The organism is Bacteroidales bacterium, from assembly GCA_031275285.1.
GTDB lineage: Bacteria > Bacteroidota > Bacteroidia > Bacteroidales > UBA4181 > JAIRLS01.
In genome coordinates this window covers 36,641-50,492 of the sequence record JAISOY010000102.1, presented here as the reverse complement: position 1 = coordinate 50,492, position 13,852 = coordinate 36,641, and the positions used below count along the sequence as shown (strand labels likewise).

The following is a 13,852-nucleotide window of genomic DNA, read 5'->3' as shown; positions in this document are numbered from 1 at the left end:
AAGAGAAAATGGGCCTACCGTATGGCTTAAGCCGGTAACTGATGAAGAGTACAACAGTTATAAAAAATAGAAAATCCTGATATATCCCCTTATTCCTGACGGATATCTACAGCTTACTGATATGCTAAAGGTATTTTTTCGAAAATGAATCCGGAATGACTTTATAACAAACCCCTGTCATAAACTAGCTTTTTTCTGTTATTTTCCTATCACGTTTTTACAAAAATAAGGCCACAAGTTTTTGAAACTTGCGGCTTTATGTATTTTTATCCTTATATTCTTGTAATCAGCTTAGGGCTCGGACTCAAGAACCCATCCTTAAAAGGGATATGTTTTACCTGCTGAGCTTGCGAATTATAGCTTTCGCTTTGAAAGGCTCTATCTCACAATCTGCTTATTTTTAATTTACCGATATACTTGGGTATTCAACCAAGATTCAATTATTATATAAAATTTCCATATTTATGCACATTTAATTTCCTATAAACCTGATAAGTCAATGTGTTTGATTTCATTTCTTATCCCTTTTATTATCCAAATCCGTTCTTTGCCTGTCAAATTTAAATATGATAACTGTATTTGTCGAGTCTACATAATACTGATAAGCATCACAATTTAAAGTTTCCTGTAAGGAAGACAATAAATCTCTTGAGACTACGTAAAATTTTTTCCCGGACAAACGAAGTTTCCCTTTTTTGCTGTATTCTTTATTTATTGCATATGAAACACCTCGATAAAAACATTTTGCTATTGAATCTACTGGAGGTATCACAGTTTTCTGCATTGTAAGTGAATCTATACAATGGCATGTTCTTTCATTGGCAAACTTTTTAAGTTGAGTTTGAGATTTCATTTGTACACAAGAAACAAATGCCAATGTAAAAAAGATGATCACCTTATTACTTTTCATAATTGATTTATTTTCATTTATCTTTAAAAGATCCCACAAAATGCATATAAAAAGTTAATCTGCCCACCTCCAGGAGTCAGCAAAAATATTTCCAGATATGAAAGTCAAAAATATTATGATAAATATTTTTAGTCTCATGATTGTCATTTTTAACACATTAACCCTGAAAGTTATTCTACCAAGATATAAAAATATATAAATAATGCGAATAAAGGGCTGAATAAAGGAGGTCTGAAGAACCTCAATATGAATAACCGTGGGTATAACCCATGGAAAAACTCGCATAAATAAAAGAAATGTACGTTTAGTTTGACATTTTATACTATGTAACTATGTATACAAAACTCTATTTCATATGAATTGTTTCGATGGGATTCTTTTTTGCTAAAGAATAAGTGATGAATGAAATAGTTATAAAACCAATAGCTAATGCTGCAATTCCCGGCAATAAAAGTATCACAGGATCCATTTTTATCTGATAAGCAAAAGACTTCAGCCATTCGTCGAGTGAAATCCAGATGATGGGTATGGCGATTAAGAAAGACAATGCAATCCATTTAATAATTGAGACATTCAATAAAACAACCACTTCACTAGTCGTAGCTCCGAAAACTTTCCGAATCCCAATTTCTTTTGTCCGGCAACTTGTAGAAAACCAGGTCACTGATAATAAATTTATGAAAGCAATGATACAAGCCAATATGACAAAATGTTTCAGGATCAAATTAAGATGAACTTCTCCATTGAACTGTCGGTTGAAATAATCGTCGACATAGTAATATTGAAAAGGAAAATTATCAAAGGTTGCATCGTATTTTTCTTTAACAAATGGAATCAGGTCAGCTTTGTTATAATTATCATTTACTTTGATAATATAATATCCCCAAAGCATATCCGTCCAATTAACCAATATGAGTGAATGTGGTGTTTCGAACATGGAAACAAAGTCAAAATCTGAGCAAACCCCGATCACTTCAGCAGTATATGAAAACATTCCACTTTCTTCCTCTAATGACAGTTGTCGTCCTACTGCTTCTTCGGCTTTTTCATATCCAAGGTTTTTCAGGGTTTTCAGATTTATAATACAAGAATGACGGTCTGTTCTATCATTGTCGGTGAAATTTCTACCAGCTAAAAGTTGAATGTTATAATTGCTTAATAAATTTGAATCAGCAATGATAATCCCTGCTTTACCGCCTAATGATTTACCTACCTCTGTGAAACTATAGTTGTATGGGGGGAAATCACCGGGAATGATGTTGGTACTTGTTATCATTTCGATTCCGGGATGATTCATCAGATCGATATCAAAGGCATCAAGGTCTTTAACAAGCCGTGATTGCCTGCTAATATTTTTTGGCACTGCAATCGCGATAATGTTATTAATATCGTAACCTTTATCCTTGTTGATCAAATAATTAATCTGGCTATCGACTCCGATAATCATACCAATGATTGCAATGATTACAATAAATTGTACAACAGTTAAAACAATCCTTAAAGTATTCTTTGAATGGTTATTTCCGGTATTAGTAATTAATTGCAGGCAATTGTTCCGGTTTATGGTATAAAAAGGAACAAATCCGTTAAGGAAAATACTGGCCAGAAAGATTGAAGTAAAGCCAATCCAAAAACTGCGATTGGCGAAAGAAAAGTCCAGTGAAAAACCGAGTTGATTCAGCAGGTATCCTTTCAACAAAACCACCAGAATAACTGAGCAGATCAGGGCAATTACATGAATGACAAAAGATTCAAAAACAAAGTGAACAAGAAAATTCTGGTTATCAGCACCCAATAACTTTTGGATCCCAAGCTTCAATGAATTATTCGCCATACGTGTATTGGCGAAATATATATAATTAAAGCCAGCAAGAATAACAATTAAAATACTAATGGCTAAAAGGATATTCAAATAACTGTTTTGGATATTTACTGATAATTCTTCGCTTAAATGTGATTTTGTATGGATTTCAGCCAGAGGCTGAAGATGATATTTATGAACTGTACCTGTGTTTTCAAAAGACTGCTTTTTTTCGCTGATTACTAATTGATGAATATTATTCTCAACATTTTTAATATCTGCGTCATCTGTTAGTTCCAGGTATGTATAGAAGTCAGGAGTACCCCATTTATCTAGAACCGGTGGAGGCAAATGCATACCCTCATTGAAAGAAAAAAGCATTTGTGGCCTGAAATGTGATTGTTCAGGAAAATCTGTGTAAACGCCTTGAATTTCGACATTAAATGCCGGATACATAAAGATCATCTTTCCACGGGGATCGTCATTACCAAAAAATTTTTGTGCCATACTCTCTGAAAGCAAGACTTTGTATGGCCCGTTTAACAATCTGGAATGATCGTTGCTATGCAGGACTGTGACATTAAATATGTCCAATATTGAATTAGAAGCATAAAAACTGTATTCCTCAGAAAATATCTCTTCATCAATCCTAAAATTTTTACTGGCAAGTTTTCCAACGAATCCAGCATTTTTTACCTCAGGGTATTTTTCTTTTAAAGCCTCCCCTATGCCTCTCTCACTCTTTGGTTTGGTTAGAACCTGTCCATTGGGGGAACAAAATTCAGTATAAATGCGATAAATATTTTCATGATTATTTACATACTTATCATAATCTCTTTCATAGCCAATATAACCCGATAGCACAATAAATGTAAAAATTCCAACCATTATCGAAAATATCATGATCACTGTTGATAACTTATTCTTCTTAAGGTTCCTAAAGGCAAGTATTGTGTCTAACTTATTCATTTTTACAACATTTACTTTATCAGGTAAATTAAACGCCCGGTATTATACTTGTGATGTTACAGTAATGCAACTTTAACTGTTGATTTTTATTTCTATTAATTTTATTATATGATCAATATTTTCAGTGTTCTCTGTTATGGGAAGGTTTATTCCCCGGCCTTCCATGTATTTTTTTGCATTTTGTAATTCAGTTTTCAGTTCATTCGACAGATTACTTTCCATCACCTGCTGAACTGCTTTATCTCCGAAAGAAAAGTAAACAATAAAATGTCCCTCAAAAGGAACAATAAACATGATGTTTCTTTTTCCTTTAAATAGTTTTAGTTGCCATCCTATTTTTTTACCGTAATGCTTCCATTCCGGATGGATATCTTCATATGTATCGACGAGATACCTGAAAATTTCCTCAAATAAACGGTAAGTTGAACCAAGCGCAACTTCCATATCCTTATCCCGGGGTTCAAGTGCTTTATCTTCAAAATAACTTGTTGCCATAATAATTGAATTTATCGTTGATGAGTTTTTATCATTATGTCCGCATTCGTATGATCAATCCCTATAATTACCCGGTCATTTACCGGATGTTTTTTTAAAATGATAACCATAGAACAAAATGATTGACCTGGATAAACAGTTGGAGAGCAAATATCCAAAACCATACCAAATACATACAAGTTTAAATATCAGCCAATTAAAATACAGCCATATAAGGCCTCATGGTGCATTAAAGCACAAATCATGTGCATATCTGCACATGATTTGTATGCATTTAAATCATAGTTTTGAACGATCAAATATATTTAATCAGATGGGCAAAGGACGGTGAAGTAATGATGGATGTCTACAATCTGCTCCCTGTTTTACGGCTCATAAACTCTTCGATAAAAGAATCCCGATAAGCATTGCCGATTGCTATCTCATGTTTGCCGATATACACATCATTATTATCGAACGAATCGATATGTATGGCGTTTACAATATATGACTTACCTGTCCTTAAAAACGTCTTCTGCGGCAATTGCTCATGGATCGTTTTAAGGTTCATCGCTGTAATGATCTGTCGGTCGTGGGTATGTATCACCACATAATCCTTCAATCCCTCGATGAATAGAATGTCCCTGAATAATATTTTGTAGGTCCGCCGATCTGCCTTAACAAATATATAATCACCTGAAAACACCTCCACTTCATCGCGTATTTCACTTTTTAACAGGGAGTTGTATGATATCGCCTTATCCACCGCTATTTGAAAACGTTCCCATTTGAGGGGCTTCACCAGGTAATCGACAGCATCTACTTCGTAACTGTCCAGCGCATATTCGGAATATGCCGTTGTGAAAATCACCAAAGTACGGTCAGAAATACTTTTGGCAAAATCCAACCCATTGGTGCCGGGCATCTGTATATCCAAGAATATTAAATCTACCGGATTTTTTAACAGGAACATCGCTGCTGCATCTGCACTTCCGAAACTTCCCGCCAAATCCAACCGGCCCGACTTCTCGATAAGGGCTTGAACGCCTTCGCGTGCCAAAGGCTCATCATCAACAATAATACAGTTCATCTATTTATCGTTCTTATTTATGATTTCCAACTCCACCCGAAACATGCCGGGCTCATCATTTATGGTTAAATTGTGACTTTCGGGATATAACAATTCCAGGCGTCGACGTACGTTAGCAAGTCCCAATCCCCCTGCTGCCTTTGTAGTCTGCTTTTCCGGTTTGGAATTGATACAGGTAAAATGTAACCGGGAACCAGTTACTTTAAAATGCAACTTCACATATGAATGTTTTTCTGCATCGAGGTTATGCTTGACGGCATTTTCTACGAAAGGAATGAACAAAAGCGGGGGTACCCTCATAAAACCAATTTCACCTTCAGTATCTACAGAGAACTCAAAACAGTCGCGACGAACCTTCTCCAGGTTCAGGAAGTCTGTTAAAAACTGAATATCGGCCGATAACAATACCTTCTCCCGGGCACTGTCATATAGCTGATAACGCAACAAATCACTCAAACGAGTGAGCACCAGTGATGCTTTATCAGCATCTTTATGCGTGAGCACACTGGCATTGTTGAGCATATTGAACAGGAAGTGCGGGTTGATCTGATTTTTCAATTGATCGAGTTCTGTTTTGATGGTATTCTTTTCGAGTTCGTGCAAACGCGAACTGTCGCGCACCCAGCGCTGGAAAAGTTTTGCTGCCGTAATGGGCATCAGGAAAATTGCAAAAATAATCACTAACGCCAACAGTCTGGTGAGCCAATTCATATCCGGCTCCTGTGGGGTAATGTGAAAGTATTCAAAGCATATTTTTTCCCAGAATATGCTCAACCCAAGAAATACCATAATAGCAAGCAATACGGCAATAATGTACAGGGCTAAACGATTACGAAATAACAGCCGCGGTACCAGCACATAAATGTTGAAATAGATCATCCCCATAAAAAACAGGAATGAAACTATATCACTGACTATTTCAACGTTTTGTTCATATTTTTGTGTAGTCCTACCTGCTCTTACCAAGACAAACACTATAATAAAGTAAAATAACCACAGAAATAAATGCCTGTATATCCTGTATTTATCCTTAACAAGGAAGTTCGACAGGAAATTACCATTAATGATAGAAGCGGATAAGGAAGGTGTCATGACGTTTAAATTCGGAATGCCAAAATTATTAAAATCTTAATGCCAAACTTAACCAAAGATTGCCGTTTCGCAAATAGGCAGCAGTATCGCCATTGGTTATGAGGTATGCATCCCGCAACCCAAGATCGTAGTTCAACCCTATTTCCAAAAAATACAATTCCACGCCGACACCTGCAGCCAGGCCGTAATCGAAGTTTTCGGCCAATTTATACGGATGTCCTTCAACAATTACATCTTCAAAGATATCTTTATTGTAAACATAACCCCTGCATGATATTCTTGCCAACCCGCTGACGCCCATGGCCAAATAACCACCCCCGCTGACGGTTACTCTCATGCAAGGGGTACAATGTATCTTTCCGACCAACATTACGGGCATTTCAAGATAATAAATCCTATTGCTGACAACAGTCTCATTTACCCTGTAATCATAACCTCTGCTTGAAAAGTAGGCTGCGGATCGAAAACTTAAACATCGACAAAAGTCATAATCACCACTGACTCCGGCTTTGTAGTTCATCTTTCTTATTACATAGGCACTCCCGTTTCCGACATTGGAATATCCGAACCCGGCTTTTATTCCTGTGCCGCCCTGCACAGCAGTAATGACAAGTATGGCTACTATCACTATAAGAAATATCTTTCTCATCTACAATTCTTCAATTTCATTTGTGCTCAAATAACATCGAACCTCTTTTTCTCTCCGTCGGCTATAACAGTCAGCAAGCTACGGCTTTCCAAAGAGTCACCCCTGTATATTTCGGTTTTAACGATTCCAAAATCGGGGACAAACCATTCGATAACGGTAAGTCTTTTAGGAAGTCCACCTCCTTTTTCTTTTATGTTCAACGAATAACTTATTTTGACACATTTCCATGAGCCTGCCGGGGTTGACACATTATCATCAATAGCCAAGACCTTCCGTTTACCAATTTTAATCCCGGACTTCGATGTTTTCCCTTCCTTTTCTGGATTTACCCTGGCCTCTAATATCCGTCCCGGATGCAAGATGGCCGGATATTCCACGTATATACCCTGCCCGGTAAAGTTTATATCCGGCGAAATGAATGTACCGTCGGTATCGCAGACAAAACGGATGGTGTCAATCATTTCGTCATTTCCTTTTGTTGTTGCCAAGCGGATGGTAGAAGTCAAGCTACCGGCCAGAGTATCGACCTGCAACACCGAATATGTTTGTACGGTGGGATAGTAATTTCCATCGAAAGTGGTTATTTCCGTGAAAGCGCCTTTTGTAAAATAGCAACCATAGCGAGGTGTGGCATAGATGGAACCTGTTATCAATAAAAACAGGTAAATTCCGAAAAACTTTTTTGTCATGTGAAATTCAATAATGATATTATATACAAATCCCGTCCTGTATTTCTCGAACGGCGAAGCAAATGTATGACTGCCACAAGTCCTGTTTTAGGATTTTATACGAAACGCAGGATTTATTATACCAAAGATGGATATCGGACTACAACTCGGTTATAATTGGGATAATGCACAGGAATATCATTTATGGATTCTACACCCATTAAGATTGGCAAGGATAAGCGAAATAGCCGGAATAAGGTCATTGTCAGTTGAGCAGATACAGGCAGGTCAAACCAAGGGTTGGTTTCATGGATTCAAATGGCATATCGGAAAGCTTTGCTCCTTTTATACTTCTCTGTCAAGATTATATGCAATCTGACATGATCCTTTTATTACCATTAAATATTTTATTTTCATCCCCTGATCTGATATTTCATCTTTTGTCAGTAATATAAAACAAGAAAGCCTCACAACAAATATTGCAAGGCTCTTATTATTAATTCATTTCTTGTGATCCGCCTGGGGCTCGAACCCAGGACCCCATCCTTAAAAGGGATGTGCTCTACCTACTGAGCTAGCGAATCATTTTTCAAAGGCGGTGCAAAGGTAAGGGCTTTTTGGAAAAATCCAAACCCCGACACATAAAAACTTGTATTTTTTACATTTTTACTCCCTGAAGTACTTATTTACTAATGATTTTGAGGTAAAAAGCATTTTTTCATCATCCGTTATACCCTATCATCATTATTCGGTAAGAGGGATCACCATATTCCATGATTCCTTAGCATTATTAAATCCTCCCGGTCCATCCATAGTAGCAAAGAAAAGGAAAGCCGGCCTGTTGTTTTCAAACAATATGAAAACGCGTTCAAGTTGCCCCTGCTTTTCTATTTTCCCATCTTCCCATTCCAAAGTACGGGAATAGGCTTTGGGATCTTTATCAATGGTCCAGTTGATTCCATCTGTGGAATGAGCCAATACGCCGGCTCCTCTTTCTCCGGTAAACTTAGCCACCTGATCCTTAAAAACAATATGGTAGCCATCTTTATCCTTCCACAGGAACGGGTCTTCAGCTTCACCCTGTTTTTCCACATTAAAAATCGGCAGGTCATTGTTGATCACGCGGTATGGTCCCTCAATAGACGGAGCATAAGCCATTCCCAGAGACATATGCGTATGTCCCCATGGTTCCTTATGTCCCCTGCCCTTAAATATCATCATTACAGATCCGTCTTCCTGAATGATCGGGGAAGGATTTGAAGTCAGAAAACTATAGAAAGTATTTGGCTTGGTTTTCAGTACCGGTTCATCGAAACGTTTCCATGGCCCATATGGAGTATCGGCCACAGCCAACCCGATCCGCTTATTACTACGGGCAACGATGCTCCATTTGCTGTTTAATGCTAGGTTGTCAAAAGTTGGTTCTTCGAAAGGATGGGTGGTCCCGATATAGATCAGATAATATTTCCCGTTATGTTTTAATATCCGTGGATTATGTGTTGCTTTCCCGTCCCAGTATTGTGCTCCTCTCGGAGGTAGTGCCACATCTGCAAACTCATACGGACCCTGAGGAACATCCGAAACACCGTGAACAATTTCAGAAGCCACCATCCAGCCCGGATGAAACGGAAGACTTTTAGGAAACCGGGAAGCAAAAATATGATACTTTCCTACATCATCTTTAACAACCGAACTTCCCCACAACCAATAACCATCCATGGCAATAGCAGGAGCCCGATATGCCTTTCCCAATCTTTTATATATGGGATTTTCCGAGTCGGCCTTCTGTTTTGTTAACTCATTCTGTTGGGCTGAAAGTATGAAAGGAAAAAACAACAACCCGCCAAAAAATATCCTGAAGACAAACAAACGTGTTCTATTTCTTATCATCAAGAGAATAATTAAGTAATACCAATAAATTAATGTCACATTTAATAACTGTAATCAATGCGATCAATGCGACTTAAGAAAATAATAAATAGCATTGAGTGCTTATAAAATATACCAAGGATATAAAGATATTAAAAAGCAGAATAAAAACAAAATCCGGTGAAAAATACTTCATGCAATCGGTTGCGTAAAATAATCCATCATGAAAAAAAAATTTGACTTTCTTTGTCAGGATATCAAAATATTCGTACTTATGAAAGCCTTTTTTGCAGTTTTAACCACATCCATCATTATTTTATCAGGATGTTCTTCATCCTCGGCTGAATTCTCAACCATAGAACGTGATTTTATCTCACCGCCAGAAAGTGTCCAGACAAGCATATACTGGTACTGGATCAACGATAATATTTCAAAGGAAGCGGTCGTCAAAGACCTCCAGTCCATGAAAAAAGTCGGGATCAACCGGGCTTTTATCGGAAATATAGGATTGAGCCAGCAGGAATATCCTTACGGAAATGTAAAATTATTTACCGATGAATGGTGGGAGATCATGCATACGGCTTTAAAAACTGCCACCGAACTGGGCATTGAAATAGGGATATTCAATTGTCCCGGATGGAGTCAATCGGGTGGCCCATGGATCAAACCGGAACAGGCGATGCGCTATCTGGCTTCCTCTGAGATAAAGGTAAAAGGGCCGAAAAAGTTCGAACAAAAACTGGCACAACCGACCACTGACTTCCAGGATGTAAAAGTAGTTGCATGGCCTGTGGACCAGCAATATCAGAACAATTTGTTCAATGCTTCGAATGCACGCATTTATTTTTCCGACAACAAAATGAAATCCTCGAAAGGTAATGCGAAATATACCCTGTTGGATAATGATTCCCATATCGGGTTGACTTTAACGGGAGCATCTCCGGCACGCAGCCTGGTGATTTATCCGGCAGGAAATATTTATGCTGATGCAGAACTTCAGGCTAAGGAAGGAAACGAATTCCGAACCATCAAAAAATTCAATATAAACCGGACTAATCCCGCGCTGAATGTGGGTTTTGAACCATATGCCCCAATTGTTGTCACTTTTCCTGAAACCAAATCTTCGGAATACAGGATCGTTTTCAATCATATACGCAAAGACAGCGGTATTGCTGACATGGTTCTTACATCCACTCCTATGGTAGAACGTTATGCGGAAAAATCCCTGGCAAAAATGTTCCAGACACCTCTTCCGTATTGGCATGACTATCTTTGGGATGCACAGTCCGAAATCAAAGATGCTTCTGCATTGGTCCCTCCCCAACAGGTAAAAGATCTCACAAAATATATGGCGGCTGACGGAACGCTTACCTGGGATGTTCCTGAAGGCGAATGGATCATTATGCGGACGGGAATGGCGCCTACCGGCGTGACCAATGCGCCGGCATCACCTGAAGGTGTTGGACTGGAAGTAGATAAAATGAGCAAAAAACACGTCGCAGATCATTTCGATGCCTTCCTTGGCAAAATACTGGAACGGGTTCCTGCCGAAGACCGCAAAACATGGAAAGTGGTAGTAGAAGATAGTTATGAAACCGGAGGACAGAATTTTACGGATGAGTTCCTGAGTGAATTCCAACAAAGATACGGATATGACCCTGTTCCGTTTTTACCTGTTTTCAAAGGACATACAATCGGCAGTCCTGACCTGTCTGATCGTTTTCTTTGGGATCTTCGCCGCCTGGTAGCCGATAAAGTTTCTTACGATTATGTAGGTGGCCTGCGCGAAATCAGTAATAAACACGGATTAACCACATGGCTGGAAAACTACGGGCATTGGGGATTTCCGGGAGAATTCCTCCAATATGGCGGCCAGTCGGACGAAATCGGAGGTGAATTCTGGAGCGAAGGAAATCTGGGTGATATAGAAAACCGTGCAGCCTCATCATGTGCACATATTTACGGGAAAACCAAAGTATCTGCCGAGTCGTTTACATGCGGAGGAAATGCATACAGCAGATACCCTGCAGTCATGAAGCGCCGTGGTGACTGGTCATTCACCGAAGGGATCAACAATACATTATTGCATGTATACATCCAACAGGCATATGAAGACAGGTATCCGGGCGTAGACGCATGGTTCGGGAACGAATTCAACCGGAAAAATATCTGGTACAACCATCTTGACCTGTTCATCCAATATTTGAAACGTTGTAACTATATGCTGCAACAAGGGCTGAACGTAGCCGATGTTGCTTATTTTATCGGAGAAGATGCTCCGAAAATGACAGGTGTGCGTGATCCTGAGATACCCAAAGGCTATTCCTTCGATTATATCAATGCCGAAGTAATTGTACGTGATCTTTCCGTCAAAGACGGGAAATTAGTATTGCCCCACGGAACTTCCTACCGTGTATTGGTATTACCGAAACTGGAAACCATGCGTCCTGAAGTATTACAAAAAATCGAACAACTGATCACTGAAGGAGCTGTAGTACTAGGTCCTCCACCAAGCCGTTCCCCAAGTATGCAGGGATATCCCGAAGCAGATAAACAAGTTCAATCCCTGGCAGGAAAAATGTGGGGCGACCTGTCTGCAAAACAACGCAGCTACGGAAAGGGAATGATACTCAACGATATGCCAATGGAGGAAGTATTCAGTTTGTTGAACGTTGTTCCTGATTGCAGGTTTGCGGACAATGATCCGGTTTTGTATAATCACCGGACACTTTCCGGCGGCGGGGATATTTATTTCCTCTCCAACCAAAGCGAAAAACCAATAACAATAAATGCCCAGTTCCGCGTAAAAGGCATGCAGCCGGAATTGTGGGATGCTATTTCCGGATCGATCCGGCCATTACCTGCTTTTGAACAATCAGGAGAAAGCACGATCGTACCGATACAATTGGAGTCACTTGAAAGCGCATTCATTGTTTTCCGTAAGAAAGGAAAACCATCAGCCGAAGAGATTGAAAAAAATTATCCTAAACCGGAATTGGTGGTGGACATCAACAAGCCCTGGGAAGTTCAATTCGAATCGGATGCTGTAAAAAGAGGTCCTTCCGAACCGGTTACATTTGTAAAATTACAGGACTGGTCCAAACATGAAGATGAACGGATCCGGTATTATTCAGGAACAGCGGTATACAAAACAACATTTTCCGTTGAGGAAATGCCCAAGGGAAAAGAGTCATATATTGATCTCGGAAAGGTGAATGTAATGGCAAAAGTAAAGATCAATGGAAAATATGCCGGCGGCGCCTGGACCGCTCCTTACCGTATCAATGTATCACCATACATCCAAAAGGGAGAGAACACGATTGAGGTGGAAGTGGTGAATACATGGGTGAACAGATTGCTGGGAGATTCCAAACTTCCTGAAAATGAAAGAGTGGTTTATTCCGATAAAAGCCCGTGGAAAAATGATTCCCAGGCACAGGCTTCCGGCCTGACAGGACCGGTACAACTGGTGTGCTTCTGATCTCTTATATGTAAGAGAAATATGTTTGGATATGCCCAAAACTGATGTATCCTATTGGGTCGTATCAGCTAAGTAAAGAAACAGTACTGTATCAAAATGGTGTTCTATATAACAAAGATGGAAGCGTTAGCGAATATCAAGGAAATCAAAAAGGGCTTCTTAAACATGCAGTGGGTGCTTTAGATAAAGTCGGGAGCGGTTCGGCTGAGGGAAGAAATATACTTTCTGAATTACAAGGCTCTGACAATAATTTTATCTTACAAAAGGGGAGTAAAAACAGTTATACTCCTTTTAGTACGGTTAATGCAGGTGCAAATTTATCTGAATATCAAAATGCAACAGGGAATATATTAGGTTCAAATGGTTCTGGTGGTAATATTTTTTGGAATCCCAATTCTAAGAGTGGTGGGGTAAATTTATCTGGAGGTACTTCATGCCCTCCATATATAGGTTTAATTCATGAAATGGGTCATGCAAGTGATTCTAATCAGGGGTTATTGCATTTCGGTAATGATTACACAAATGTAACAACTGGTGCAACATATCAGTATATGCATAATGGTGTAGCTAAACGCGAGTGGAGAGCGGTTTACAGAGAGAATATTGTTCGTGATCAGATGGGAATCCCGTTAAGAACACATTATGGGGTTGACCAATCATCAAGCCCATCCCTTCCCATAGGAACACGGTTACTAGATGCAAACAATTTACCAATCAATTACCGATAGTTATGAAATATTGCATATTAATACTTTTCAATTTATTCCTGATTTCGGCGTATTGTCAAGAATCGAGGTATATTAAGGGCAAGAATTTTGAAGGTTATATCTTTGATAAAAGCCATTTTGT

At 38.9% G+C, this 13,852-nt stretch carries 10 protein-coding genes and 1 tRNA gene; 2 read left to right on the top strand and 9 right to left on the bottom strand.

The window, feature by feature from the left end; genetic code table 11:
- Positions 1-511: 511 nt before the first annotated feature.
- The 9 genes from LBQ60_11185 to LBQ60_11145 form a co-directional block, all read right to left on the bottom strand.
- Positions 512-910, bottom strand: coding sequence for a hypothetical protein (locus LBQ60_11185; GenBank protein MDR2038474.1), 399 nt, complete (start codon positions 908-910; stop codon positions 512-514).
- 346 nt (positions 911-1,256) lie between these two features.
- Positions 1,257-3,680: an ABC transporter permease gene (locus tag LBQ60_11180; protein MDR2038473.1), complete on the bottom strand. Its 2,424-nt coding sequence runs from the start codon at positions 3,678-3,680 to the stop codon at positions 1,257-1,259.
- A 72-nt stretch (positions 3,681-3,752) separates the two neighbouring features.
- Positions 3,753-4,175: a DUF3788 domain-containing protein gene (locus LBQ60_11175; GenBank protein ID MDR2038472.1), complete on the bottom strand. Its 423-nt coding sequence runs from the start codon at positions 4,173-4,175 to the stop codon at positions 3,753-3,755.
- Between the two features lie 346 nt (positions 4,176-4,521).
- A complete protein-coding gene (locus tag LBQ60_11170; protein MDR2038471.1) occupies positions 4,522-5,244 on the bottom strand; it encodes a LytTR family DNA-binding domain-containing protein in 723 nt (240 codons plus the stop codon).
- Entirely contained in the window at positions 5,245-6,336 is a 1,092-nt protein-coding gene (locus tag LBQ60_11165) for a histidine kinase (protein ID MDR2038470.1), read from the bottom strand.
- 28 nt (positions 6,337-6,364) lie between these two features.
- Positions 6,365-6,985 (bottom strand): PorT family protein, encoded by a 621-nt coding sequence (locus LBQ60_11160; protein ID MDR2038469.1) that lies wholly within the window; start codon positions 6,983-6,985, stop codon positions 6,365-6,367.
- Positions 6,986-7,011: 26 nt separating this feature from the next.
- Positions 7,012-7,674: a hypothetical protein gene (locus LBQ60_11155; protein ID MDR2038468.1), complete on the bottom strand. Its 663-nt coding sequence runs from the start codon at positions 7,672-7,674 to the stop codon at positions 7,012-7,014.
- Positions 7,675-8,164: 490 nt separating this feature from the next.
- A tRNA-Lys gene (locus LBQ60_11150) sits at positions 8,165-8,237 on the bottom strand.
- A 160-nt stretch (positions 8,238-8,397) separates the two neighbouring features.
- Entirely contained in the window at positions 8,398-9,543 is a 1,146-nt protein-coding gene (locus LBQ60_11145) for a glycoside hydrolase family protein (GenBank protein ID MDR2038467.1), read from the bottom strand.
- A gap of 202 nt (positions 9,544-9,745) precedes the next feature.
- On the opposite strand from LBQ60_11145, the gene LBQ60_11140 reads away from it, so the two are divergent.
- Positions 9,746-13,003: a glycoside hydrolase family 2 gene (locus tag LBQ60_11140; protein ID MDR2038466.1), complete on the top strand. Its 3,258-nt coding sequence runs from the start codon at positions 9,746-9,748 to the stop codon at positions 13,001-13,003.
- A gap of 44 nt (positions 13,004-13,047) precedes the next feature.
- A complete protein-coding gene (locus LBQ60_11135; GenBank protein MDR2038465.1) occupies positions 13,048-13,731 on the top strand; it encodes a type III secretion system effector protein in 684 nt (227 codons plus the stop codon).
- Positions 13,732-13,852 lie beyond the last annotated feature (121 nt).